Raw genomic sequence first — 24,062 nt, forward strand, 5'->3', positions numbered from 1 at the left:
CCCGCTTCTATCCGTCGGAGAACCGGAATTTAGCAGCGGGCTGCCCCGGCCAACACGGCCAACCTGTGCGTGCTCGACGCATTGACCAGTTGCCGGAGCCATCGCGCTGCCTCGTAAAGCGCGACAAGATCCTCCTCGGAAACATCATATTGATCGGAGTATCGCGCTTCAACGTAGGCCCGTTTTAGCATTTCAAAGCGACGTCGCTCGAGCTTTGTCTCCCGTGGCCATGCGGCAATGAGGGCCTTGTCTACGTCCTCGGCTAAGGATCGCAGAAACTTGATGTTATGGGAGCGCGGGAAATAGAAGGTGTGGACCAAGAGACTGAGGATGTAGGCCGTCTCGACGGCCTGATGCAGGTGAAAAGCTGTACGTTTTCGCGCATGAGAACCCTCATTTGATCGCTTCAGCCACCGCTCTGCGTCCTCAAGCCAGGCATCCAAATCGATCCGCTTGGCCTCCAAATATCTTTCAGCCAATGCGAGGGCATTATCAGGTGTCATTGGCTGCGGGACAGCCAAAGGATGTCCCGGCAAATCATAAAGGATGACGCCGTCTCGAACGATGTCGGTCCAAAAGTACTCGCCTCGGCCTATAGCTGCGTTTACCTCGGCGAGGTCGTGGACGATGATGTTGACCGTCCTGCCGATCGTGGTGTCGTGCAGAATCTTGTCCTCAGCGACATACCAGTAGTCGGCGATATCGGTCAGCTTCTCGTTGCTGACGATGATCAGCAGGTCGAAATCGGAGAGGTAACCGTTCTCGGGCTCGTCCACCCAATCATCGCGGGCATACGATCCGAACAGGATGATCTTGAGGATTTTGCCGTGCTTGCGCCAGGTCTGCGTGCCGCCGGCGATTGAAGCGTCGAACTCTGTCAGCAGCGTCGTGCGGATGCGGGCCAGCTCGGCCTGTTGCTTCTCCGGCAGGTGATCGATGTCACGCTTCATCGGTCTGACCCTGCGCCAAAATGAAAGGCGACCGCCCGGGTGGTGAGAACATGGCTTGTAACATGCGCCCATGCCTTTGGCCGAAACCTGAACATACGCATGGGCGACCCGAGACGGTCTGAGCGCCACTATACATCTCAAGGCTCCTCGGAAAACCACTCATGGTCATGCCGCCAGCGCCGCAGCGATCGCGTGCAGCCCTTCTGGCTTGAGATGGGTATACCGCCTCAACATCTTCCAATCCTTATGCCCGGTCACAAGTGCAACCTGGGGAATTTGAAACCCAGCCTCGAACAACCTGCTCGTTCCCTCGTGCCGGAGATCGTGGAAATGCAAATCTACGATCCCAAGCTCTTTGCAGGCCCGCGTGAATGCCGTCCCTGCCGAGCGATGGTTGAATGGAAATATCCGCATGTCCCGGTTTGACCGTGGCGGTCCCTGCGCTTCAATGATCCCGATCGGATCATACCCGGACACTTTCAAGAGTGGGATGCGCTGATCATTGCCGACCTTCTCTCGGGGATCTTTTCGATCTCGTATCGTGAGCATTTTGGTCCTCGCGGCGTAATCGTCCCAAGTGACCCGGAAGATTTCCTCCTGCCGCATGGCCGTGGCGACAGCGAAGCGGATTACCCTCCCCATAGGGATAGCCTGACGGGGATTGGCCTCGAAATGCTCGATCAAACGCGCGAGCTCTTCTTCTGTCGGACGACGATCCCGCTCCATTCCCTTTCCGACCAGTCCCAGCCGCTTCAACGCCAACCGCGCCATATTGACCGGCTCGGCGGAAATCATCAGCCCATGGACTGCGATCGCGTGCGTGATGACCAGCTTGATGGCGCCGATGTCGATGCTCAAGGTCATCGGTCCAGCGCCCTCTTTGGCTCTGTCTTTGCCGAAGTCGATGAAAAGCTGCCTATCGAGCTGGCCAAGCTTCTTTCGCCCAAGCCGCGCCCTGAGCATCTTTAATGTCGCCGCCTTCGACCGCCTCGGGGCCCTGCCGACCGATTTCATGTCCGCGACGTGGAGGTCAATGAGTTCGGCGAATGTCGTAATCCGCGCGACCCGAGAATCCCGCGGCGTCTCACCGCGATCGATTTGGCGTTCTGCCTCGACCGCCCAGGCCTTGGCATCGTCGAACCGCAGGAAGGTCTCGCTCGCAACGTGTCCCTTACGCCGAACTTGGGCGCGCCACCGGCCAGACTTTTGTTTGCGGATGGAGGCCATGATTTGGGTGCAAAAAGGGTGCAGTGAGATGTCGTAGAGGGGCGAAAACCGTCGAAAATGCGCGTAGAAGCGTCGGCGAACATCGTCTGCCAACCGCCTGAAACTACAGAAAAAATGTCGATAAATCAAGCGCGTAGACTGGCCGTGGCCCCGATGATGGACTGGACGGATCGGCACTGCCGGGCCTTTCACAGGTCCCTGACGGTGCGCGCCCTGCTCTATACTGAGATGGTGACGGCGCCGGCGGTGCTGCACGGAGACCGGGATTATCTGCTGGGCTTCGACGCCGTCGAGCACCCTGTCGCCCTGCAATTGGGCGGGTCCAATCCGGTCGAACTGGCCGAGGCGGCCAGGATCGGCGCTGACTATGGTTATGACGAGATCAATCTGAACGTCGGCTGCCCGTCTGACCGGGTCCAGTCGGGTCGGTTCGGCGCCTGTCTGATGCGCGAGCCGGAACTGGTGGCCGACTGTATGGCGGCGATCAAGGAGGCCGTCGATATTCCCGCCACCGTCAAATGCCGCATCGGCGTCGACGATCAGGACCCGGAGATCAGCCTGTTCGCCACTGTGGACGCCTGCGCCGCCGTGGGGATCGAGGTCTTCATCGTCCACGCGCGCAAGGCCTGGCTGCAAGGCCTGTCGCCCAAGGAAAACCGTGACGTGCCGCCGCTGGACTACGACCTGGTGCGCCGGCTCAAGCGCGAGCGGCCGCACCTGAACATCTCCATCAACGGCGGGATCGCGAACCTCGATGAGGCCGAGGCCCATCTGGCCGATGACGAGGACGGAGTCCGACTGGACGGCGTCATGCTGGGCCGCGTCGCCTATCATGAGCCGGCCCTGCTGGGGCAGGCGGACCGCCGCCTCTATGGCGCCGCCAGCGAAGACGTGGACGCCTTTGCCGCCCTGGACCGCTACCGCCCCTATGTGGCCGCCCGGCTCAATGAGGGCGTGCGACTGGCCGCCATCACCCGCCACATGTTGGGCCTTATGCACGGGCGACCGGGCGCGCGGGCCTTTCGGCGCATTCTGACGGTCGAGGCGATCCAACCGGGCGCGGGACTTGAGGTTCTGGATCGCGCCGCCGAGGCCGTGCGCGAAGCCGAAGCGCGGCGCGAAGACGCAGCCTGATCCGCGACGAGAAATCGTCCGTTTGATCATACACTTGCGGGAACCACCCACGCGTGAACGCCCCAGACTCGCCGACGCGCCCCTTTCTGGCCACAAGTTAACGCGAGTTTTACGGTGCCGGCGGCGTTGGGAGCCGGTGCTGTTATGAGCAAATCGGATGATCGGCGCTTCCGCTGCCTTCGCCATTCTCTGGGCCGCCGTGTCTTCGCTGTCGAGCGATCCGGTCCCTTACAATGTCGCCGTCGCGGCGGATGAAGCCAGGGTTGAAACCCCGGCGCCCGAGATCGGTTCCACCGACGCCTCGTCCGAAATCGAATTGAGCCTCAGCCCCGACCAGGCCGAACTGATGGCCGGAGACCCTGACTGGCGCGCGTCGGCGCGCCTCTATCATGCGGGCGGCGGCGGCGCGACGGGCAACGACTCCCTGGGCTGCCGACCGATCGCCATGCGCACGGTCGCGGTCGATCCCCGCGTCATCCCCCGTCGCACCAAACTGTTCATCCGCGAGACGGTCGGTCTGCGTCTGGCCGACGGCTCGATCCACGATGGCTACTGGTATGCGTCGGACACCGGCGGCGCCATCAAGGGCCAGAAGGTCGATCTGTTCACCGGACATGGCCGCGGCTCGATGGCCCAGGCCCGTCGCCTGAACATGCAGACCCTGACCATCGCCGACGCCGGCCGTTTCGACGGCTGCCCCCCGGCCTGGGAAGACGCGTCCAACTGATTGGGCCGCGAAACGAAAAACGCCGGCGCGCCTCGCGGCCGCCGGCGTCTTTGTGTTCGCCCTTGTGGTCGAGCCCTAGTCCAGTTCGCTGACCTTCAGCGTGGACTGCACCATGTCGTCCCCGTAGGTCCCGACCCAGACGTCATAGCGACCGGCCTGCGGATTGGTGATCAGCACCTTGGGGTTCACCCCGCCGCCGCTGTCGTCGTCGCAATACCAGCGGCCGTTCGGGGCGTTGATCAGCAGGGTCGTGTCCTCGGACGCCTCGACGAGGAAGGTCAGGTCCATGGAGCCGGGCTCGAAGACGACCTGGTAATCCGCCGCCGCGCTGACCTTGCCCTCGCAGCCCGATTTCGCGCTTGCCGCCGGGATCGAGCCGCCGGCCAGGATGGTTTTCTCGTGCGGGTCGGGCGTGAAGCCGGTTTCCAGGTTCACCGAGCCGAAATTGGGATCCAGACCAGGGTCCGGGGTGCCGGCGTCGGTCGCGTCCGATCCCCCCAGCTCACTGATCTCCAGCGTCGACTGCACCATGTCGTCGCCATAGGTGCCCAGCCAGATGTTGTATCGTCCGCTCTTGGGCTCGGAGATCAACACCTTGGGGTTCACGCCGCCGCCGCTGTCGTCATCGCAGAGCCACTGCCCGCTCGGCGTATTGACCAGCAGAGTCGTGTCCTCGGACGCCAGCGCCCGGACGGTCAGGTCGAACTCGCCGGCCTCGAAATTCAGTTGTAGGTCCGGCGCGGCGCTGACCGAGCCTTCGCAGCCCGACAACGCGGCCGAGGCGGGCACGGAGCCGCCGGCCAGAATGGACTGGGTCCAGGGATCCGGCGTGAAGCCGGTCTCCAGCGCCACCTCGCCATAGTTGGGATCAAGGTTGAAGTCCGGCCTGGCGCCGCTCTTCTGCGCGACGCTGACGCTGGGTGCGAGCACGAGCGCGGCGCTGGCTGCGATGGCGATGAGCTTCATGGGCGATTTCCCTCCCCTGCGGCCTCCCGCCGCAGGGCGATCCTATCCGCTTCCGCCGCAAGGCACAGCTTCAAATCACAGGGGTCGGGTTCAGAACCGCCGTCGCCCGGACGCCGTCTCGAAGAACAGGCGGAAGTCGCCCATCAGGCTCCACAGCGGATATTTGAATGTGGCCGGCCGGTTCTTCTCGAAGAAGAAATGCCCGACCCAGGCGAAGCCGTAGCCGATCAATGGCATGGCCGGCAGCCACCAGGGGTTCAGCGTCAGCACGAAGGCGAGGAAGGCCAGGATCACCAGACCCGTGCCCACGACGTGGATCCGCCGACAGGTCCGGTTGGAATGCTCGTGGATGTAATAGGGATAGAAGGCCTCGAACGAGGCGTATCGTCCCTGGGGTTCGGACGGCGTGCTCATGGGCGGAGGGTGCGCCCGGATGGAGCGAGGGGCAAGAGCAGCCATACCCCCCTTCCCATCCCCGTCATCCTAGGCCTTGTGCCTAGGATCCATACGCCCGGTCTCGCAAGTGGCGCACAACGGCAGACACCGGGAGTATGGATCCTCGCCACAAGGGCGAGGATGACGAACCAGGTGGTAAGGCGTGGTGCCTAACGTCTCAGCCCTTGGGCTTGCCTTTGAAGCCTTCCTTCTTGAAGCCCGGCTTGGCCTTGAACGGCTTCTTGGCGAACGGCTTGTCGCCGGCCGCGTTGGAGCGCGGGTTTGCGCCGCCGCCATCGGCCTTGGGCGCCCAGGGCTTCTTCTTGAACGGCGGGCGGGCGTCGCCCTCGCCGCCGTCGGCGCGCTTGTAGGGGGTCTTCTTGAACGGACGATCGCCTTCGTCGCGGTTCGGCTTGCCGGAGAAGCGGCCGGCCTTCATCGAACCCGGGGTCGGGGCTTCCGACGACGTGATCTTGACCTCGTCGTTCGAGGCGGCGACGGCCTCGCGGAAGGCCTTCTCGTGGGTCTTGGCGATCTCGAACCGGGTCTCTTCCGGGAAGGTGCGGATGGCGCCGATCTGGGGCTTGGAGATGCCGCCGATGCGGCAGATCAGCGGGATCAGCCATTTGGGGTCGGCGTTCTTGTTGCGGCCCACATCCAGGCGGAACCAGACCACGTCGTCCGAGCCCAGGCGGTCGCCCGGCCAGGGCTGGGCGGCCGTGCCGTCTTCGTTGCGCACGGTGCGCTCGCGCTTGACGGGGCTGCGATCCGAACCCGGATCGGACAGTTCTTCCGGCGCCGGCTGCTCCTTGCGCAGCAGACGCACCAGGGCGGCGGCGATCTCGTCGGGCGTGCGCTCGGCGATCATCCGCTTGGCGACGATCATGTCTTCGTCGGACACGTCGGCTTCGAAGAATTCGGGCGACAACAGACGGCCTTCGTCGGCCTTGCGGATCTCATCGAAGGTCGGTGCGCCGGACCAGACGGCGTCGACGCCGGCGTCATCCATCAGACGCTCGGCCTTGCGGCGGCGCGAGTGCGGCACCAGCATGACGGAGACGCCCTTCTTGCCCGCCCGGCCCGTCCGGCCCGAACGGTGCAGCAGGCCCGCGCGGTTCATCGGCAGTTCGGCGTGGATGACCAGACCCAGGTCGGGAAGGTCCAGACCGCGTGCGGCCACGTCGGTGGCCACGCAGACGCGGGCGCGGCCGTCACGCAGCGCCTGCAAGGCGTCGGTCCGTTCGCGCTGGCCCATCTCGCCGGACAGGGACACGGTCGAGAAGCCGCGCTCCAGCAGAGAGGCCTGGAGATGGCGCACGGAATCCCGCGTCGAGCAGAAGACCATGGCGCGCGGCGCCTCGTACCAACGCAGGGTGTTGACCACCGCGTGCTCGATCTCGTTCGGGGCGATGCGATAGGCGCGGTATTCGATGTCGGCGTGCTGGCGCGTCTTGTCGGTGGCGTCGATCCGCACCGCGTCCTTCTGGTAGCGCTTGGCCAGGGTCGCGATCTCGCGCGCGATGGTGGCCGAGAACAGCAGGGTGCGGCGTTCGGCCGGCGCATGATCCAGGATGAATTCCAGATCCTCGCGGAAGCCCATGTCCAGCATCTCGTCGGCCTCGTCGAGGACGGCGACCTTCAGTTCGGACAGGTCCAGATTGCCCCGGTCGATGTGATCCTTCAGGCGGCCGGGCGTGCCGACGACGATGTGAACGCCAAAGCCCAGGGCGCGGGCTTCACGCCGTGCATCCATGCCGCCGACGCAGGTGGCGATCTTGGCGCCGGAGTCGGCGTACAGCCATTGCAGCTCGGCCGCGACCTGCATGGCCAGTTCCCGCGTGGGCGCGATGGCCAGGCAGAGGGGCGCGCCGCCAGGACCGAAGATGGGTTTGTCGCCCAGCAGGGTCGGGGCCGCCGCCAGGCCGAAGGCGACCGTCTTGCCGGACCCGGTCTGGGCCGAGACCAGCAGGTCGCGTTCTGCGTATTCGCCTTCCAGGACGGCGGCCTGAACCGGGGTCGGCTCGGCATAGCCCTTGTTGACGAGTGCGCGGTCGAGCGCGGGATGGACGGCGGGAAAGGGCATCGGCTACCTGGGACAACGGACAAGGCGGTCGTCGAAACGGCCGCGCCCGGCCGAGGACAGTCCTCAGGCCGGGCGAATGATGGGCGCTCTATACACGGATAAAGGCGCAAGCGGGGCGGAAAACACCGTTCACCCTGTTTGTTACAGAGGCGTTGACCGGGACGGGTCCAGAGTGCGGACTGAAGGAGACCGCCCATGCAGGCCATGCCTATCGCCACCGTCGGAATGATGAGCGCTCAGCTGCAGTTCGACGCCAGCGCGCGCCGCACCGCCGCCGAACCCCTCGAGAACCTCGCCGAGGAAACCGTAGAGCGGATTCAGGCCGAGACCGCCTTCAGCGCCAATGCGGCCGTCGTCCGCACTGCGGATGAGATGACCGGGACCCTGCTGGACATGCTGGCCTAGCGGTCGGTCGCCGGCTCCGGGCCCAGGATGCGCCGGATATAGGGCCAGGCCCTGGCCACGGCCGAAATCACGCCGACCAGGCTGGCGAAGAACTGGAAGCCCGCCCAGACGGCGCTGAACACCGCCCCGCCCAGAAACAGCTCCGACAAGGGGTAGAGCACGGACGCGATGGCGATCTGGAAGTCGGCGTAGGCGACCGAATATTCGATCGACCGGTCGGCGAAGAAGGCGATCACCACCGCCGCCGACACCGGCGACCAGAGCAGCGGCAGGACCAGCAACACAGCCGCCAGCAGCACCGCCAGCTTGGTCCCCAAGGTCCGCCCCGAAAGAAAACTGGCCACGACGCCGACGCCCAGGATCAGGGCGACCAGCGCCAGCAGGGCCGGAAGCACCAGATCCGCCGCCGCCATCAGGTCCATGAACAGCATGCCGACCAGTATGGCCGCGCCGCTGATCAGAAAGCCCGCCACCCACAGGGCGGCGTACTGGCTGAACCGCTGTTTCAGATGACCGATGTCGAACATGGCGCTCCCCGACGACGCCTCCCCCGAGGCCGCCTCAAGGATACTCGCCTTCGACGCGAAGTCGACTCAGAGAACCGCGATCATCGGAATGTCGCAATCGACGGGTCGGCAGGGATCAGAATTCCTCCCATCCCTCCGTCGCAGGCGCAGCCTGAGCTTTGGGAGCCGCCCCGCCGCGACCAAGGGTCTTGAGGGCGGCGGCCATATGGTTCGAGCGGGCCGGCGAGGACGCCTTGGGTGCGGCGCGTTCCGTCTGCGTCGAAGCCGATGCGCCCACCTTGAACTGCGCCATCGACGCCTGCAGCGCTTCGGCGTCCTGAGCCAAGGCCTGGCTGGCGGCGGTCGATTGCTCGACCATGGCGGCGTTTTGCTGGGTCACCTGGTCCATCTGGTTCACGGCGGTGTTGACCTCGGCCAGGCCGATGGCCTGTTCCTGGGCCGAGGCCGCGATATCCGCCACCAGGCCGTCGATCTCGGCGACCCGGTCCACGATCCGTTGCAGGGCCTCGCCGGTCTGACCGACCAGTTTCACGCCCGAACCGACCTGGTTGGTCGAGGCGGAGATCAGGGTCTTGATCTCTTTCGCGGCCTCGGCCGAACGCTGGGCCAGGGCCCGCACTTCAGAGGCCACCACCGCGAAGCCACGACCGGCCTCGCCGGCGCGTGCAGCTTCAACCCCGGCGTTCAGGGCCAGCAGATTGGTCTGGAAGGCGATCTCGTCGATGACGCCGATGATCTGGCTGATCTGAGACGACGACCCCTCGATGGCCTGCATGGCCAAAACCGCGTCGCGGACGATGACGCCCGAGGTTTCCGCGTCGCCCTTGGCCGCCTGAACCACGTCCGAGGCCTGGCGGGCGCCCGAGGCGGTCTTGTTCACCGTGGCGGTGATCTCGTCCAAAGCGGCGGCGGTTTCTTCCAGGCTGGCCGCCTGCTGTTCGGTGCGATGCGACAGATCATCGGCGGCCTGCGATATCTCGCCGGCGCCCGAGCGGATGCTGGCGACATTGCCCAGGACCACGCCCATGGCCTGTTGCAGCTGGGCGATGGCGGCGTTGAAGTCGGTCTTCAGCTGTTCGGCCCGCGGCGCCACATCGGTCGTGAACCGGTGCGTCAGGTCGCCGTTGGACATGGCCGCCAGACCTTCGGCCAGGGCCGTCAGGGCCACGCGGTCCTCCTCGGCCAGCCGCGCCTTTTCGGCCTCGTTGGCGCGATGCTCGGCTTCGCTGACCGCACGCTGGGATTGGGTTTCGGCCTCCAGGCGGATCTTCTCCGCCGCATTGTCGCGGAAGGTCCCGACAGCGATGGCCATGCGGCCGATCTCATCGGTGCGACCTTGGGCGGGAATAGCCACGTCGAGATCGCCGCCGGCCAGTCGATCCATGGCGCGGGTCATGGCGACGATGGGCTGGCTCAAGGCGCGCATAAGCCAAATGGTCATTGCGCCCGCGACCAACAGGGCCAGAACCCCGCCGACGACCAGGGCGGCGTATCCGGCGTCGAACGCGACCTTCTTGTCGCCCTCTCTCTGGGTCAGCACACGCCGCGCCGCCTCGTCTACCGCCGCAACGGCCGTGCGGACATCGTCCAATCCCGCCGTCTGCATCAGTTGCGCCCCGGCCTGAGGCCGAGTGGCGGGATCGCGGGCCAGGCCCATCAGGCCTTCCGACTGTTGGTGGAAGGCGGTCGTGGCGGCGCTTAGCGCCTGGTGCTGGGCGGCGTACACATGGGTCGGATCGCTGGCGTCCAGCGCCGCAACCGCCTGGTCGAAGGCCGTCTTGCGCGCCCTGTAGTCCTGAAGAGCCTCGTCGCGCCCCGTCGCCACATAGGCGCGCATGGCGTTCTGTTCCTCGACCGCCGCCCCCAAGGCCCGGTACGCCGCGTCGCTGATCGCGCGTGCAGACTGTTCGGCCGTATCGGACTGCTGGATCGTCACAAGGCTGAACAGCACCACCAGGGTGGCCACGCCGCACGCGCTCATCATGGCCCCGAGGGCGATCATGAGCTTGATGGATACCGATAGGGACCTGAACACGTCCGCCTCCGAATACTAGGATGCGCCAGGGCCTAAGGGAGAGTCCTTACCAAAACTTCTAAGGCTAAGTTTTCGACATCGCCTTTTCGGGCAGGTGGAAGAAGTCCGTGAACCGTTCGAGGACGCGAACATCACCCTTGATCGAGAGATCCCCCTCCGCCTTCAAATCCGCAATCGGAACCTTGCCGTAGACCGCCGCCGCGACCAGGGAGGGCCGCGTGGTCAGGGTGACGTCCGCATCTTCGATCTGGCCGCGTAGAGCCTCCAGCTTGCCGTCCGCGATCTCGACGCGGAAGGCAGTCTCATCGAAAACGAAGCCGACGACCATGGCCGCTTCACCGGCGCGAACGGGATCGAACATGGTCTTGAACGACAGCATGATCGAGACAGCGCTGATCGGCAGGGTGGGATCATGACCCGGCGACCGCGCGGCCCAGCGCCCCAGGACCATGAAGACCGGCTCGATCTCGCGGCCCCACTCCGTCAGCTCATAGACCTGAACCGAGGCCGGCGGCGGCAGTTTGCGACGTCGCACCACGCCTGAGGCCTCAAGCCCCTCCAGCCGCTGGGTCAGAACATTGGCCGAAATTCCGTGCAGATCCTTCTTCAGATCGCCGAACCGGCGCGGACCCAGCATCAGTTCGCGCACGACCAGCAGCGCCCAGCGTTCGCCGATCAGGTCCAGCCCATGCGCCGCGCCGCACGCATCGTGGTACCGACGCCCCGGCTTAGAGGTTACTTCTTCTAACTTCATAGTTGACTATTTTAATCTCTCGCGGCACGGTTGGCAAACATAGGGAGAGGAAAGACGAATGACCCAGCTGATTTTCATCAATCTGCCCGTCGCTGACCTGAACCGGTCCATCGCCTTCTATGAAGCGGTCGGCGCCACGAAGAACCCGATGTTCAGCGACGATACGGCGGCCTGCATGGTCCTGTCGGACGTCATCCACGTCATGCTGCTGACCCACGACAAATGGCGCACCTTCACGGACCGCCAGATTCCCGACGCCCACAACTCCGCCCAGATGCTGCTGTGCCTGTCGCGTGACAGCCGCGACGCGGTCGATGAGGTGGTGGCCCAGGCCGGGGCGGCCGGCGGGACGGCGGACCCGAACACGCCCCAGGACTACGGCTTCATGTACGGGCGCAGCTACGCCGACCCGGACGGCCATATCTGGGAGACCATGTGGATGGACCCCGCCGCCGTCGCCGCCGGCCCCGAAGCCTTCGCCGCCCATGAACTGACGCCCGCCTGACCGAAAGGCCGATATGTCCGCCCCCTTCGAACTCAGTGTCACCCGCCTGATCCAGGCCTCGCCCGAAGACGTGTGGAAGATCTACGTCGAGCGGACAGGCGAATGGTTCTGCCCCCGCCCCTGGACTACGCCCGCCGTCGATTGGGACCTGCGTGTCGGCGGCCGCGCCAATGTGGAGATGGCCTCGCCCGAGGGCGAGCGCCACGCCTATTCCGGCGTCTTCCTGGAGGTGATCCCCGGCCGGCGTCTGGTCTCGACCGGCGCCATGACCGAGGGCTGGGTTCCTCAGCCGGGCGAGATGAACTTCGTCCGTATCGACACCTTCGAACCCGAGGGCGACGCCACCCGCTACACCGCCGTCGCCCGCCACTGGGACGAAAAGGCGATGCAGACCCACCGCGATATGGGTTTCGAACAGGGCTGGGGCGCCGTCGCCGATCAACTGGCCGAACTGGCCGAACTGGCCGAATCCAAAGCCTGAGGAGAACGACGATGACCTATCTGAGTGGCTTCGTGACCCCTGTGAAAACGGCCGACAAGGCCGCCTATCTGAGATGCGCCCAGGCCGTCGCGCCCATCCTCAAGGAGTTCGGCGCCCTGTCCGTCGTCGAAAACTGGGGCGTCGATATTCGCGACGGCAAGCTGACGGACTTCAAGATGGCGGTGAAGCTGGAACCCGATGAAACGGCAGTCCTGTCCTGGATCATCTGGCCCGACAAGGCGACCGGCGACGCCGCCGAGAAGAAGATGATGGAGGATCCCCGCTTCCACGAGATGGAAATGCCCTTCGACGGCAAGCGGATGATCTTCGGCGGCTTCGAGACGATCTTCGAGGCCTGACCGCCACGTCAGCGCCGCGCGCTCCGGTGTCGGCCTATCGGCAGAAACGTGTGTCGGTCGCTTCCAGATGCAGATGGTCGTAGTGGACGGCGTTATAGTCGGGGCTCAGCACCGTGCCGAAGATGCGGCAGGCGTCATCGCGGACGCGGCGCAGGAAGCGGGCCTCGGGCGCGTCGCCGTCCCAGTCGTTCGTCACCGTGATCCGCCGCCCGTCGCGCAGCCGCACCCCGGCGAAGTCCAGGGCCGCCGCCTGGGCGTGGGCGCTGATCCGGGTCGAGCCCGCGCCATTGTTCACATTACGACAGGCGTAGGCGCCCATGTGGTCGATCTGGACCACGTCGGACCCCAGGATCTCGCGCGCCGCCGGCTCGAGCGACTGACGCCGCCAGAGGCTCAGGGCCAGGGCCGTCTGACAGGTCATCTCGACATCGCCCGGCGCCATTCGCGCCACCGTGCCCATGTCGGCGCCCAGGACCCCGCCCTGGCTCAGTCCGCAGACGGCTGAGTTCTGACGGTCCGGAATGGGGCTGAACGTCACCCGCGCGGCGTTCAGTTCGGCCAGACATCGCCCCAGGTCCGCGCCCACCCGCACCACCGCCCCTTGGGTTCCCCCGTCTATGGGCCGGTCGATCAGCCCCCCGATCAAGGGCGCTCCGCTGCGTCCCGGATAGGGCGACGGCCGCAGCGGCTCGGGCGCGCGCCGCACACACCCGCTCAGGATCAGCAGAACCGCGAGGCCGACCGACAGACGCATCATCAGAACATTGGAAGCCATCGCCTGAATCCTATCCGATTCCCGATGGCGCGTCGGTCACGAGGCGGAGAGCCGCCTATCGCCGTTCCGGGGCGGCGCCGGCGGCCCGACACCGGTCGGAGCAGAACCGCACCTGATCCCAGTCCCGCGCCCACTTCTTGCGCCACGCGAACGGCAGACCGCAGGCGGCGCAGATCTTTTGCGGCAGGTCGGCCTTAGCGGGCGCTCGGCCCAGATTGACGTGTTTTCGAGCCATGCCGGTTCGCCACGAAAAAGGGCGGCCCCGTCGGAGCCGCCCCTGATCGTCTTCAGCTGTCCAGGAAGGACCGCAGTTTGCGCGACCGGCTGGGGTGTTTCAGCTTGCGCAGGGCCTTGGCCTCGATCTGACGGATCCGCTCGCGCGTCACCGAGAACTGCTGGCCGACTTCTTCCAGCGTATGGTCGGTGTTCATGCCGATGCCGAACCGCATCCGCAGCACCCGTTCTTCACGCGGCGTCAGCGACGCCAGCACGCGGGTGGTGGTCTCGCGCAGGTTCGACTGGATGGCGGCGTCGATGGGCAGGACGGCGTTCTTGTCCTCGATGAAGTCGCCCAGGTGGCTGTCTTCCTCGTCCCCGATGGGGGTTTCCAGCGAGATCGGCTCCTTGGCGATCTTCAGGACCTTGCGCACCTTCTCCAACGGCATGGCCAGTTTCTCGGCCAGTTCTTCCGGGGTCGGCTCGCGGCCGATCTCGTGCAGCATCTGGCGGCTGGTGCGGACGATCTTGTTGATCGTCTCGATCATGTGCACCGGGATACGGATGGTCCGCGCCTGGTCGGCGATGGACCGGGTGATGGCCTGACGGATCCACCAGGTGGCGTAGGTCGAGAACTTGTAGCCGCGGCGATATTCGAACTTATCGACCGCCTTCATCAGGCCGATGTTGCCCTCTTGGATCAGGTCCAGGAACTGCAGGCCGCGGTTGGTGTATTTCTTGGCGATGGAGATCACGAGGCGCAGATTGGCCTCGACCATTTCCTTCTTGGCCTGCCGGGCTTCGCGCTCGCCCTTCTGCACCGTCTGGACGATGCGGCGATAGTCGTCGATCGGCAGGCCGGCTTCCAGCGCCACAGCGGCGATGTCGCCGCGGATAGTCGCGATCTGGCCGGCTTCATTGTCGCTGAACTTGGTCCAGCGCACGCCCTGGTCCTTGATCCGGTCGGTCCAGGTCGGGTCTAGTTCGGCGCCGAAATAGGCCTTCAGGAATTCGGGCCGCGAGATGCCGTAGCTGTCGGCCAGGCGCAGCAGACGCCCTTCCAGACCGATCAGGCGCTTGTTGATCGCATACAGCTGCTCGACCAGGGCCTCGATGCGGTTGTTGTTCAACTTCATCGTCTTCAGACGATCCGAGATGGACAGCGTCAGGCTGCGATAGGCCTTCTCGTCCTTGGCGCTCAGCGCCTCGCCCTTCAGGCGGGTCTGGACCAGCTTGTCCTGCAAGCTCCGGAAGGCGCCGAAGTCGGCGGCGATGAGGTTCAGAACCTCCATCACCCCGTCGCGCAGCTCGGCTTCCAGCGCCGAGATCGACATGCCGCCGCCGTCGTCGAAATCGTCGTCGTCGTCGTCGTCGGATTCAGGCTTGTCTTCGGCGACCGGCTTTTCCTCGGCCTCTTCTTCCTCTTCGCCTTCGGGCTGGGCGGCGCCCGGCAGGGATGAGGGGTTCAGCACGCCGTAGGTCGCGTCCAGGTCGATGACCTCGCGCAGCAGGATGCGGTTGTTCTCAAGCTCGTCGCGCCACACCATGATGGCTTCGAAGGTCAGGGCGCTTTCGCACAGACCCGAGATCATGGCGTCACGACCGGCCTCGATCCGCTTGGCGATGGCGATTTCGCCCTCGCGGCTCAGCAGTTCGACCGAGCCCATTTCACGCAGATACATGCGCACAGGGTCGTCGGTGCGGTCATAGGCGGCCTTGGCCGGCGCTTCGGCCACGCCGGTGGAGGCGGTGGCGGCGACGTCGGTGGACTGCTGCTCCTGCGCATCCTCCTCGGCCTCGACGACATTGACGCCCATTTCCGACAGCATGGCCAGGGTGTCTTCGATAGCGTCCGGCGTGACTTCTTCGGACGGCAGGACCTTGTTCAGCTCCTCCATCGTCACATAGCCGCGCGCCTTGGCCTGTTTGATGAATTTCTTGACGCCGGCGTCGGTCAGATCGAGCAGGGGCCCGTCGGTCGTAACCTCGGCGTCCTGCGTCTCGGTCTGTGCGTTCATAGTCAGTTCGTCTCCAGCCGGAGGGGGTGATCAATCCACCCCGGCGAAAATACAATGCCTGGCGAGGCGTAAGGTTACGCGCCCGCGCTGTCTTCCCAAATCATCCCGGCTTTGATCGCACGACAAAGCAAACCCCGCGCGACCCACGTCGGCGGAACCCTTCATCCTGCCCCGGCGCATCTCACGCCAGGACCGAGGCGTCTTAGAACGCCTGCGACCATCGGACCCTTGCCTCGGCGAGGGGCGCATTTGCGACCAGGAATGGCGCGTCGGGCTTTGCCGCCGCCTTCTCGACCTCGCGCACTAAAGGCAATCATGATCCGATTGCGCCAGATGGCGTCGCAAGCGGGCAGAGTCAAGCGCATCCCCCTCAATCGGCGCGCAGCCAGTTCTCGACCCGCAAACCCGGCACGCGCGCGAACTCGCGTTCATTGTCGGTGACGAGGATGCAATCCAGCGCCAGGGCGTGGGCGGCGATCAGCAGGTCGTTGGCGCCGATGGGTGTTCCGGCGCGTTCGAGTGCGGCGCGAACCTCAGCATACCTTCGGTCCGCCGGCTCACTCCAGGCTTGCACCGCGAAGTCGTCCAGCAGGCTTTCGAGCCGTGACATGAGCCGAAACGACTGCTTCTTGGCAAACCCGAACCGCAGTTCCGCCAACACAACGACGCTGATGCAGATGGCGCTGGGATCGATCAACGCCAGACGCTGCGAGGATCGTCCCGCCGGGTCCTTCAAAAGGTCGGAGACGATGTTGGTATCGAGGAGGTACTGGATCAAAGATTGACCGGTTCGGGCGGAGGATCGTCGATCTCCCCCAACTCCTCGTCGATCGGCTCCATCGTCGCGAGACGCGCCAGAAGACGAGCCGACGACCCCATCCGCAGCCCCGCCCGTTCGATAATCAGCCGATCTCCCTCCTGACGCACCACGGCGTCCGCCGGAGCGGCGACGCCGCTCGGCAGATGGACGACCTGATGGTCGCCGTCTTGCGTGATCCTGACAGGCTGGGAACCATCCATGGCGCGAGACTACTCCAGATCGTGAAGCCCGCCAATCGAGGCGTATCAGACCAGGGTGGTCCAGAAGTCCGGCGCCGCAAACGACCGGGTGATGGCGTCGCGTTCGGCCTTCAGCCGGATCAGGGCCTCGATGCCCGTGCCCTGGCCCATATCCTGTTTGGCGGTTTCGATGGCGCGCGACAGGGCGGCGAGGTGTGTCATCAGCCCGAACACCTTCAGCCATTGGGCCCGCGACTCCGCCACGGCCAGGTCTGACGACAGGAAGGCGGCGCCGGATTTCGCCGCCGCCTTCTCGATCTCCGTCAACAGGGGATCAAAGCCGGAGTCGCGCAACCGATGCCGCACCACGGCCGCATCCGACGCCTGGCCCGACAGCCGCAACCGCACCAGTTCCTGGGCCAGCCCCTCCAGGGCGGCGTCGCCGAACCCCTGGACGCTGACCTCTTCCAGATGGTCGTCCAGCCGTTCGATATCGTCGATGGCGGCATAGGCCAGGGCCGCCGCCACCGGGCTGACGGCGCGGAACAGGGACTGCATCGCCTGGGCGCCCTCGACCGTCTGACCCAGTTTGGGGGGCGGGCCGAACCGGCCTCGCCCCTGCCCCGGCGTCCAGGGCGCGCGCGCCGGGGTGCGCGGAAACAGGGCGTCGAACCGGTCGAACAGGTCGCGGCGATATTGTTCCGCCAGGTCCTTGTCCTGAATGGCCGAGGCGGCGGTCCGCAATCGCGCTTTGAACCCCGCCTTGCGTTCCGGCGTGTCCAGCGGCTCGACGTCCTGTTCACGGCGGAACAAGACCTCGGCGAAGCCGTGGGTGTCGGCCAGGGCCTGGCGCAGGGCCGGCGCCCCCTTGTCGCGCAGGATGTCGTCGGGGTCCTGACCACCGCTCAGCAGCGAGAACCGGAACGACCGTCCGGGCTTCAGCAGCGGCAGCGAGCGTTCGATGGCGCGATAGGCGGCCCGCAGCCCCGCCGCGTCGCCGTCGAAACACAGCACCGGCTCATGACTGACCCGCCACAGTCGCTCCATCTGTTCTTCGGTCAGGGCCGTGCCCATGGGCGCAACGGCCGGCAGGCCCGCGCGCTGGCAGGCGATGACGTCCATATAGCCTTCGACCACGATGATGGCCTGGTTGTTCTTGCTCTCCGCCCCCAGGATGCGCCGCGCCTCGGGCAGGCCGTAAAGCGTCGCCCCCTTGTGAAACAGCGGACTCTCGGGACCGTTCAGATATTTGGCCCGGTCGTCGGGATTCATCGCCCGGCCGCCGAAGCTGACGATCCGTCCCCGCGCGTCCAGGATGGGGAACATCAGCCGGTCACGGAACCGGTCATAGGGCTGGCCGCCGCTTTCCGGCGAGATCAGCACCCCGGCCTCGACCAGTTCGGCCGGCCGCGCCCCGCGCTGAACCAGGGCCTGTTTCAGCCCCTCGCGGTCATTGGGCGCATAGCCCAGGCCGAACCGCTCCCACTGATCCTCGGGAAGACCGCGTTTCTCAAGATACTCGCGCGCCGCCTTGCCCGGCGTGCGGCGCAGATTGGCGGCGAACCATTTCTGGGCCAGGTCCATCCAGTCGGACAGACCCTGACGCTTCTGCTCGCGCTCGGCCTCCTTCGGGTCTTCGGCCGGCAGTTGCATGCCCGCCTCGCCCGCCAGCCGCTGCACCGCCTCGACGAAGCTCAGCCGCTCGGTCTCTTGCAGGAAGGAGATGATGTCGCCGTGCTTGCCGGACGAGAAGTCGTGGAAAAAGCCCTTGTCGTCATTGACGAAAAACGACGGCGACTTCTCCTTAGAGAAGGGCGACAGCCCGACATACTCCCGCCCCTGCCGCTTGAGCTTCACCGTCCGCCCGATCACGTCGGACGGGCGAAGGCGGGCCTTCAGTTCATCGATGAATCTTTCGTCGAAACGCACCCGGCGATCCTTAAGCCCTGCGGCGCTTCACGTCGATGATCGGGCATGTCGATGATCGCAGAACGATCAGGCGGTTCGTCCGGGCATCCCCCGAAGTCCGAACGAACCGCCGCATCGCAGAAGGCGTAAACCGCAGCGTCCCCCAACGCCTTGGCTTAACGAAGTCCTAACGCCTCGCGGACCTGCATCTGACGTTCACTCGCATCCTCTGTCGAGAGGGCGCCGACCGGCGTGATGCGGATCGTGACCGGACTGTGTCTTTCTCGCCGCGCCTGGTTTTTGTCACCGGCGTCCGAAGGGCACCACCTTGTTGGCGTGGTCATGCCCAATATCGGCGGACCCTAGGAATTCTATGCCCGATCTCAGGCACCAGTAGCGAACGATCTCATCCGGAGACTGGCCGAAATCGGGATCATTTGGCGTGACATCAGAAACACGTCCCAGGCGAATTCCAGCCACACGTCGGATAGAGTCCTGCCCCGTCAAGTGAAACATCATTCGGTCAATCCGATAGGCCGCCTCCGACACCTCCTCCAACATCAGGACATGGCCGGACAGATCGGGCTCTAGGTCCGTGCCCAGCAACTGGTCGATGATGGTCAGGTTGAAGGCGACGGCCGGTCGAGGGTCGATCGCCAGCGACGGCTCGATCCAGTCCGTCCGCCCGGTCGTCAGCCAGGCCAGGGCGCCTTTCGCCGTCGCATCGTCCCGCACCGAATCCGAGGCCATCGGCCCGTGCGCCAGATGTTCGAACCCAGCCTTGTACATCCCCGCCAGCAGGCTGCCCGCGTCGGAATAGCCCAGATACCGCTTCTTGCGGGCCACGGCGTTCAGGCGCGGGATGACCGACTCAGCGATCCGGCAGGATCCATAGCCGCCGCGCGCGAACCAGATGGCGTCGATGCGGGGATCATTGGCGAACTCGACGAAGGCGTCGGCCCGCGCCCGGTCGTCGCCGGCGAAATGGCCGTGTTTCAGGAAACAGGCGGGGTGAAACACCACCGCCACGTCCCCGTCAGGATGGTGCTGCGCCATCCAGGCCTCGACGGCCTCGGCCCGCGCCTTGGCGAAGCGCGAACTGGCGCAGACCACGCCGATCTTGACTGTATTGCTGCTCACGTCCGTCTTCTTCGTCGAATATTGCAATCCGCCTCTGGCGGATCGGCCCGATCCCCTGTTCTAAGGGGGCATGAACCAAGACGCCTCCTATTTCTTCTGCGGCATCGGCGGGTCGGGCATGCTGCCCCTGGCCCTGATCGTCCAGGCCCAGGGGCACCGTATCGAAGGCTCGGACCGGGCGCTGGACCAGGGGCGCACGCCCGAGAAGTTCGACTGGCTACGCGCCCACGGCGTGACCCTGCACCCTCAGGACGGATCGGGCGTAACCCGCGCCGCCCAGACCGTCGTCGCCACCGGCGCGATTGAAGAGACTGTGCCCGATATCGGCGCCGCCCGCCGCGTCGGGGCGACCATCTTCACCCGCCCCCAGCTGCTGAGCCAGTTGTTCAACGCCGCCCCGACCTCGGTCGGCGTCGCGGGCACCAGCGGCAAGTCCACCATCACCGGCATGATCGCCTGGATCCTGAACCAGACCGACCGCAACCCCACCGTCGTCAACGGCGCCGTGATGAAGAATTTCGCCGATGCCGACCACCCGTTCGCCAGCGCCCTGGTCGGAGGACCCGATCTGTTCGTGGCCGAGGTGGACGAGTCCGACGGCTCCATCGCCGGCTATGACCCCACCGTCGCCGTCGTCTCCAACATCTCGCTGGATCACAAGTCGATGGAGGAACTGCGCGACCTGTTCGGCGGCTTCACCGCCCGCGCGACCACCGCCGTGCTGAACCTCGACAATCCCGAAACGGCGGCCCTGGCCCAGACCCTGCCGGCCGACAAGACGATCACCTTCGCCCTGGGCGAGGAAAAGGCCGACCTGTCCGCCCATGACCTGGTCCCCCTGCCGACCGGCATGAAGTTCCGCCTGATCGAGGGCTGGAGCGAATATGACGTCGTCCTGAACGTCCCCGGCGCCCACAATGTCGCCAATGCCCTGGCGGCGCTGGGTGCGACCCGGGCCCTGGGCGTGCCGACAGGCCAGGCGGTCAAGGCGCTGGAGACCTTCGCCGGCATCCGTCGCCGGATGGAGGTGGTCGGGACCGTCAACGACATCACCGTCATCGACGACTTCGCCCATAACCCGGACAAGATCGCCGCCACGCTCAAAGACCCTGCACGCCTTCGACGGCCGTCTGCTGATCCTGTTCCAGCCCCACGGCTTCGGCCCGCTGAAACTGATGAAGTCCGAATTCATCGACGGTTTCGCCGGCCTGATGCGCGAGACCGACGTCCTGCTGATGCCCGAGCCGGTCTATTACGGCGGCACCACCGACCGCAGCGTCGGCTCCGAAGACATCGCCTCGGGCGTCCGCGCCGCCGGCCGCACCGCCGAGGCCCTGCCGACCCGCGCCGACTGCGGCGACCGGATCGTCGAGATGGCGCAGCCGGGCGACCGGATCATCGTCATGGGCGCCCGCGACGACACCCTGTCCAGCTTCGCGGCGGAGCTGCTGGAACGGATAAGCTCACCCTCCCCTACCGACTGAGGTCAAGAATGCTCGTCTCCCTGCTTCTCGCCTTCACCCTTCAAACAGCGCCTCACGAAGAGCTTCGGTCTGATTTGACCGAATTGGGAGAACTCATCTCTGTCGGAACTCACTGTGACAGAGCTGGATATCCCGTCGACTTCGAACCCGCCCACCTTATGGAAGCTCGCCTCAAGGCGCGCGCCGCTGAAGCCGGCCTCTCGGAAGAGGAGGCCACGAACATCATGAACGACGGCTGGGCACGGCAGGACGCGCTTTTCCCGCCCAGGAACCTGCCCGAGGATTTCGACGACGACGACTTTCTGGCGAGTCTGAACGAAGCACAGAAAATATTTCCGCAAGTTTGTCGCCAACTCGCGACCGACCACCCAGAGATGATCCAAGTCGCTGATGTCGATGAAGCCGACCGGGACTTGGTCGAGCGCTTCGATCTTTACCGTCAGGCAATCGCCCTGAAACGAGCACGCACGGGGTCTCAGTAGACGTCCCGCCGATAGCGGCCGTCTTCGAGCAACTCCAGCACCTGTTCGGCGCCCAACGCCGCCTCCAGCGCCGCATGGACGCCCTGCGACATCCCCTCCAGACTGCCGCAGACATAGATGACCGCCCCGCGCGCCACCCAGGCGCGTAGTTCGTCGCTCGCCTCCGCCGTCAGATCCTGCACATACCGCCCGTCGCCTTCGTCGCGCGAGAAGCACCGGTCCAGCCGCCGCAACACGCCCGACGTCAGCCACGCCTGTAACTCTTCATCGAAGAAGGCGTCGTGCGCCTGCGTCCGTTCGCCGAACAGCAACCAGGCCCCGCCGCCCGCCGCCGTCCGCGCCTTCAGATGCGCCCGCAATCCCGCGATCCCCGTGCCGTTGCCGATCAGGATCATCGGCGTCTCGTCCGCCGGTCCATGGAAGCTGCGGTTCGGGCGTAGCCGCATGCCGATCTGGTCGCCGACCGCCAGATCCTGGGTCAACCAGCCCGAGGCCAGCCCCGGCGTTCCGTCGGGATGGCGCATCAGGCGGATCAGGCACTCGACCCGCCCGTCAGACGGCAGCGAGGCGATGGAATATTCCCGCGCGCCGGGCGTCGCCCCGTCCCGTTCGGGCAGGCCGACCTCGGCGATGTCCCCGGCCGCCCAATCGCCGAGGCGGCCGACCGGTTCGAACGCCAGATGATAGGCCGCTCCGCCCGGACTGCCCGGATTGACCAGGGTCCGCTCGACCAACCGCCAGGGATCGAAGGCGGCCGGAGCCCAGTCCGGCGCGGCGATACTGCCGGTGATCTGGTTCAACTGATGTTGCCAGCGACGGACGGCGCCGGCCTCGCCGTTATCGACCTCCACCACGTCGAACAGGGCTTCGGCGTCCGAGCGGCGCAACCAGCCGTCCACCGCATGGCCGAAGCCGCAGAACTGATCATAGCTGCGGTCGCCGAGGGCCAGCAGTCCGAACCTAAGCCCCTTCAGGTCCGCCGCCTCACCCATCAGTTTGCGAACAAACCGGGCCGCAGTGTCGGGCGGGTCGCCCTCGCCGGTCGTCGATACGATCAGCAGGGCCCGCGACGCCGCCTTCAAGGCCGCAAGATCCAGATCAGCGAAGGACAGGACCCGCGCCCCGACCCCGCCGTCCTGCAAGGCCTTGGCCGTCATCCAGGCCAGCTCCTCGGCGAATCCCGTCTGGCTGGCGAAGGCGACCAGCACCGCCTCGCCCGGCCCGGCCATCGCCGCCGACCGTGCGCGCGCGGCCGCCTTGGCCCGGCGCTCGCGCCAGACGACGAGACCCGTCAGGACCAGCCACAGGGCTGCCGTCCCGGCGGCCCAAAACCAACGCACGGGATCGCCTGTCACCAGGGCTCTTCCATCATGGCGGCCAGGGCGGGCGTCATCCGTTCGACCGGCCCGCGCGGCGTCCGCTCCACGAACAGGGCCGCCAGACCGATCGCCTCGGCATGTTCAGGCCCGTCGAACGGCCCCATGACCGTCAAGGCCGTGGCGTAGGCGTCCGCCTTCATCGCCGACGGGTGCAGCACCGTCACCGAGGCCACGGCGTTGGTCACCGGCCGGCCGGTCGAACCGTCGATCGTATGCGGATAGACCCGTCCATTGTGTTCGAAAGCGCGGCGATAGTCGCCGCTGGTCGCCATGGCCATGTCGTACAGGGCGGCCACGGTGCGCGGCTCGGTCGAGCCCTCGACCCGCTCGATCTCGACCCACCACGGCTGGGCGTCCGGCTTGACGCCGCACCCCTTCAGCTCGCCCCCGATCTCGACCAGGTGCGAGGTCGCCCCGATGGCCGTCAGCCGGTCCGAGACCCGGTCCACCGCATGGCCCTTGGCGATGCCCGAGAAATCCAGCTTCATCCCGCCCATCTGCATCAGGCCCCGCGCCTCGCGGTTCATCCTCAGCCGACGCCAGCCCGACACCGCCAGCGCGGCCTCAACCTCTTCGTCCTCAGGAACCGGCAGCAGGGCGGAACGCGGCCCCGGCGGGCCGAAGCCCCACAGGTCGACCAGGGCGCCCAGGGTCGGATCGACCGCGCCATTGGTCTCGTCCCCCAGATCCATGGCGGCGTCCAGCAGGCCCCAGAAGGGCTCCGATACCGACCACATCCCTTCCGGCGCGGCGTTGAATCGACTGATCTCGCTGTTCGGCTCCCAGGGGCTGAAGGCCGCGATCACGGCCGCCAGCTCCTGTTCGATCGCCGCCCGCGCCTCGACCGGCCCCAGCAGGGGCGGGCCGATCAGGCGCACGCTCCAGGTCGTGCCCATGGTTTCGCCTTCCAGCGACAGAACCACGTCGCTGGGCGGACGGGGCGGAACCCCGTCCATGGGCGGAATCAGAACCCGATTGTCAGCGCGGTCGGCGAGCGGAACCTGCTCGCCGACGACGACTGTGGGCGGGGCGGCGCGGGATCCGCGCGAGAAGGGGCTGTCAGACATGCCCGT

At 66.0% G+C, this 24,062-nt stretch carries 24 protein-coding genes; 7 read left to right on the forward strand and 17 right to left on the reverse strand.

What is annotated here, in order from left to right; all coding sequences use genetic code 11:
• Positions 1 to 29 precede the first annotated feature (29 nt).
• Positions 30 to 950: a HEPN domain-containing protein gene (locus OU998_RS15765; protein ID WP_267514603.1), complete on the reverse strand. Its 921-nt coding sequence runs from the start codon at positions 948 to 950 to the stop codon at positions 30 to 32.
• Positions 951 to 1,115: 165 nt separating this feature from the next.
• Complete coding sequence (locus tag OU998_RS15770) at positions 1,116 to 2,177, reverse strand: site-specific integrase (RefSeq protein WP_267514604.1); 1,062 nt, start codon at positions 2,175 to 2,177, stop codon at positions 1,116 to 1,118.
• Positions 2,178 to 2,291: 114 nt separating this feature from the next.
• Between OU998_RS15770 and dusA the strand changes: the two genes are divergently transcribed.
• Positions 2,292 to 3,311, forward strand: a complete 1,020-nt coding sequence (gene dusA, locus OU998_RS15775) for a tRNA dihydrouridine(20/20a) synthase DusA (RefSeq protein ID WP_267514605.1) — start codon at positions 2,292 to 2,294, stop codon at positions 3,309 to 3,311.
• Between the two features lie 157 nt (positions 3,312 to 3,468).
• Complete coding sequence (locus tag OU998_RS15780) at positions 3,469 to 4,038, forward strand: 3D domain-containing protein (protein WP_267514606.1); 570 nt, start codon at positions 3,469 to 3,471, stop codon at positions 4,036 to 4,038.
• A gap of 75 nt (positions 4,039 to 4,113) precedes the next feature.
• On the opposite strand, the gene OU998_RS15785 is transcribed toward OU998_RS15780, so the two are convergent.
• The 3 genes from OU998_RS15785 to OU998_RS15795 form a co-directional block, all read right to left on the reverse strand.
• On the reverse strand, positions 4,114 to 5,004 hold the full coding sequence (locus OU998_RS15785; protein WP_267514607.1) for a hypothetical protein: 891 nt from the start codon (positions 5,002 to 5,004) through the stop codon (positions 4,114 to 4,116).
• Positions 5,005 to 5,094: 90 nt separating this feature from the next.
• Positions 5,095 to 5,418, reverse strand: coding sequence for an Mpo1-like protein (locus OU998_RS15790; protein ID WP_267514608.1), 324 nt, complete (start codon positions 5,416 to 5,418; stop codon positions 5,095 to 5,097).
• A gap of 199 nt (positions 5,419 to 5,617) precedes the next feature.
• The gene (locus OU998_RS15795; protein ID WP_267514609.1) at positions 5,618 to 7,522 is read right to left on the reverse strand and encodes a DEAD/DEAH box helicase; all 1,905 of its coding nucleotides are present in this window, start codon (positions 7,520 to 7,522) and stop codon (positions 5,618 to 5,620) included.
• 195 nt (positions 7,523 to 7,717) lie between these two features.
• Between OU998_RS15795 and OU998_RS15800 the strand changes: the two genes are divergently transcribed.
• Positions 7,718 to 7,927 (forward strand): flagellar basal body rod C-terminal domain-containing protein, encoded by a 210-nt coding sequence (locus OU998_RS15800; RefSeq protein WP_267514610.1) that lies wholly within the window; start codon positions 7,718 to 7,720, stop codon positions 7,925 to 7,927.
• Here OU998_RS15800 and OU998_RS15805 read toward each other — a convergent pair.
• The 3 genes from OU998_RS15805 to OU998_RS15815 all read right to left on the reverse strand — a co-directional run bounded on the left by OU998_RS15805 (position 7,924) and on the right by OU998_RS15815 (position 11,243).
• A complete protein-coding gene (locus tag OU998_RS15805; protein ID WP_267514611.1) occupies positions 7,924 to 8,454 on the reverse strand; it encodes a hypothetical protein in 531 nt (176 codons plus the stop codon). The genes OU998_RS15800 and OU998_RS15805 overlap by 4 nt on opposite strands.
• 115 nt (positions 8,455 to 8,569) lie before the next feature.
• Positions 8,570 to 10,456 (reverse strand): methyl-accepting chemotaxis protein, encoded by a 1,887-nt coding sequence (locus OU998_RS15810; RefSeq protein WP_267516826.1) that lies wholly within the window; start codon positions 10,454 to 10,456, stop codon positions 8,570 to 8,572.
• Positions 10,457 to 10,553: 97 nt separating this feature from the next.
• On the reverse strand, positions 10,554 to 11,243 hold the full coding sequence (locus OU998_RS15815; RefSeq protein ID WP_267514612.1) for a winged helix-turn-helix transcriptional regulator: 690 nt from the start codon (positions 11,241 to 11,243) through the stop codon (positions 10,554 to 10,556).
• Positions 11,244 to 11,301: 58 nt separating this feature from the next.
• On the opposite strand from OU998_RS15815, the gene OU998_RS15820 reads away from it, so the two are divergent.
• From OU998_RS15820 to OU998_RS15830, 3 genes are read left to right on the forward strand one after another with little or no spacing between them, the layout of a single operon-like run.
• Positions 11,302 to 11,748 (forward strand): VOC family protein, encoded by a 447-nt coding sequence (locus tag OU998_RS15820; protein ID WP_267514613.1) that lies wholly within the window; start codon positions 11,302 to 11,304, stop codon positions 11,746 to 11,748.
• Between the two features lie 13 nt (positions 11,749 to 11,761).
• Positions 11,762 to 12,229, forward strand: coding sequence for an SRPBCC family protein (locus OU998_RS15825; protein WP_267514614.1), 468 nt, complete (start codon positions 11,762 to 11,764; stop codon positions 12,227 to 12,229).
• Positions 12,230 to 12,240: 11 nt separating this feature from the next.
• Complete coding sequence (locus tag OU998_RS15830) at positions 12,241 to 12,588, forward strand: DUF1428 domain-containing protein (RefSeq protein WP_267514615.1); 348 nt, start codon at positions 12,241 to 12,243, stop codon at positions 12,586 to 12,588.
• A gap of 34 nt (positions 12,589 to 12,622) precedes the next feature.
• On the opposite strand, the gene OU998_RS15835 is transcribed toward OU998_RS15830, so the two are convergent.
• The 7 genes from OU998_RS15835 to OU998_RS15865 form a co-directional block, all read right to left on the reverse strand.
• The gene (locus OU998_RS15835; RefSeq protein WP_267514616.1) at positions 12,623 to 13,363 is read right to left on the reverse strand and encodes an extensin family protein; all 741 of its coding nucleotides are present in this window, start codon (positions 13,361 to 13,363) and stop codon (positions 12,623 to 12,625) included.
• Positions 13,364 to 13,418: 55 nt separating this feature from the next.
• Complete coding sequence (locus OU998_RS15840; protein ID WP_267514617.1) at positions 13,419 to 13,598, reverse strand: DUF2256 domain-containing protein; 180 nt, start codon at positions 13,596 to 13,598, stop codon at positions 13,419 to 13,421.
• A 52-nt stretch (positions 13,599 to 13,650) separates the two neighbouring features.
• The gene (gene rpoD / locus OU998_RS15845; protein ID WP_267514618.1) at positions 13,651 to 15,597 is read right to left on the reverse strand and encodes an RNA polymerase sigma factor RpoD; all 1,947 of its coding nucleotides are present in this window, start codon (positions 15,595 to 15,597) and stop codon (positions 13,651 to 13,653) included.
• 370 nt (positions 15,598 to 15,967) lie between these two features.
• Positions 15,968 to 16,375 (reverse strand): type II toxin-antitoxin system VapC family toxin, encoded by a 408-nt coding sequence (locus tag OU998_RS15850; protein WP_267514619.1) that lies wholly within the window; start codon positions 16,373 to 16,375, stop codon positions 15,968 to 15,970.
• On the reverse strand, positions 16,372 to 16,617 hold the full coding sequence (locus OU998_RS15855; protein WP_267514620.1) for a hypothetical protein: 246 nt from the start codon (positions 16,615 to 16,617) through the stop codon (positions 16,372 to 16,374). Before OU998_RS15855 ends, OU998_RS15850 begins: the two co-directional genes overlap by 4 nt.
• A gap of 45 nt (positions 16,618 to 16,662) precedes the next feature.
• Positions 16,663 to 18,525: a DNA primase gene (gene dnaG, locus OU998_RS15860; RefSeq protein ID WP_267514621.1), complete on the reverse strand. Its 1,863-nt coding sequence runs from the start codon at positions 18,523 to 18,525 to the stop codon at positions 16,663 to 16,665.
• A 282-nt stretch (positions 18,526 to 18,807) separates the two neighbouring features.
• Entirely contained in the window at positions 18,808 to 19,644 is an 837-nt protein-coding gene (locus OU998_RS15865; RefSeq protein WP_267514622.1) for an LD-carboxypeptidase, read from the reverse strand.
• Positions 19,645 to 19,714: 70 nt separating this feature from the next.
• Between OU998_RS15865 and OU998_RS15870 the strand changes: the two genes are divergently transcribed.
• Positions 19,715 to 21,610, forward strand: coding sequence for a Mur ligase family protein (locus tag OU998_RS15870; RefSeq protein ID WP_267514623.1), 1,896 nt, complete (start codon positions 19,715 to 19,717; stop codon positions 21,608 to 21,610).
• On the opposite strand, the gene OU998_RS15875 is transcribed toward OU998_RS15870, so the two are convergent.
• Positions 21,604 to 22,950 (reverse strand): sulfite reductase subunit alpha, encoded by a 1,347-nt coding sequence (locus OU998_RS15875; RefSeq protein WP_267514624.1) that lies wholly within the window; start codon positions 22,948 to 22,950, stop codon positions 21,604 to 21,606. The genes OU998_RS15870 and OU998_RS15875 overlap by 7 nt on opposite strands.
• Positions 22,951 to 22,961: 11 nt before the next feature.
• Entirely contained in the window at positions 22,962 to 24,056 is a 1,095-nt protein-coding gene (locus tag OU998_RS15880) for an FAD:protein FMN transferase (protein ID WP_267514625.1), read from the reverse strand.
• Between the last annotated feature and the right edge of the window lie 6 nt (positions 24,057 to 24,062).

The organism is Brevundimonas sp. SL130 (assembly GCF_026625805.1).
Lineage (GTDB): Bacteria > Pseudomonadota > Alphaproteobacteria > Caulobacterales > Caulobacteraceae > Brevundimonas.

Bases quoted from the DNA above. Each gene is read 5' to 3' on its own strand.
- OU998_RS15785 (WP_267514607.1), bottom strand. From the start codon at position 5,004: ATGAAGCTCATCGCCATCGCAGCCAGCGCCGCGCTCGTGCTCGCACCC.
- OU998_RS15825 (WP_267514614.1), top strand. From the start codon at position 11,762: ATGTCCGCCCCCTTCGAACTCAGTGTCACCCGCCTGATCCAGGCCTCG.
- OU998_RS15805 (WP_267514611.1), bottom strand. From the start codon at position 8,454: ATGTTCGACATCGGTCATCTGAAACAGCGGTTCAGCCAGTACGCCGCC.
- OU998_RS15835 (WP_267514616.1), bottom strand. From the start codon at position 13,363: ATGGCTTCCAATGTTCTGATGATGCGTCTGTCGGTCGGCCTCGCGGTT.
- dusA (WP_267514605.1), top strand. From the start codon at position 2,292: ATGTCGATAAATCAAGCGCGTAGACTGGCCGTGGCCCCGATGATGGAC.
- OU998_RS15830 (WP_267514615.1), top strand. From the start codon at position 12,241: ATGACCTATCTGAGTGGCTTCGTGACCCCTGTGAAAACGGCCGACAAG.
- OU998_RS15855 (WP_267514620.1), bottom strand. From the start codon at position 16,617: ATGGATGGTTCCCAGCCTGTCAGGATCACGCAAGACGGCGACCATCAG.
- OU998_RS15870 (WP_267514623.1), top strand. From the start codon at position 19,715: ATGAACCAAGACGCCTCCTATTTCTTCTGCGGCATCGGCGGGTCGGGC.
- OU998_RS15790 (WP_267514608.1), bottom strand. From the start codon at position 5,418: ATGAGCACGCCGTCCGAACCCCAGGGACGATACGCCTCGTTCGAGGCC.
- OU998_RS15770 (WP_267514604.1), bottom strand. From the start codon at position 2,177: ATGGCCTCCATCCGCAAACAAAAGTCTGGCCGGTGGCGCGCCCAAGTT.
- OU998_RS15820 (WP_267514613.1), top strand. From the start codon at position 11,302: ATGACCCAGCTGATTTTCATCAATCTGCCCGTCGCTGACCTGAACCGG.
- OU998_RS15840 (WP_267514617.1), bottom strand. From the start codon at position 13,598: ATGGCTCGAAAACACGTCAATCTGGGCCGAGCGCCCGCTAAGGCCGAC.
- rpoD (WP_267514618.1), bottom strand. From the start codon at position 15,597: ATGAACGCACAGACCGAGACGCAGGACGCCGAGGTTACGACCGACGGG.
- OU998_RS15810 (WP_267516826.1), bottom strand. From the start codon at position 10,456: ATGATCGCCCTCGGGGCCATGATGAGCGCGTGCGGCGTGGCCACCCTG.
- OU998_RS15800 (WP_267514610.1), top strand. From the start codon at position 7,718: ATGCAGGCCATGCCTATCGCCACCGTCGGAATGATGAGCGCTCAGCTG.
- OU998_RS15815 (WP_267514612.1), bottom strand. From the start codon at position 11,243: ATGAAGTTAGAAGAAGTAACCTCTAAGCCGGGGCGTCGGTACCACGAT.
- OU998_RS15780 (WP_267514606.1), top strand. From the start codon at position 3,469: ATGATCGGCGCTTCCGCTGCCTTCGCCATTCTCTGGGCCGCCGTGTCT.
- OU998_RS15795 (WP_267514609.1), bottom strand. From the start codon at position 7,522: ATGCCCTTTCCCGCCGTCCATCCCGCGCTCGACCGCGCACTCGTCAAC.
- OU998_RS15880 (WP_267514625.1), bottom strand. From the start codon at position 24,056: ATGTCTGACAGCCCCTTCTCGCGCGGATCCCGCGCCGCCCCGCCCACA.
- OU998_RS15765 (WP_267514603.1), bottom strand. From the start codon at position 950: ATGAAGCGTGACATCGATCACCTGCCGGAGAAGCAACAGGCCGAGCTG.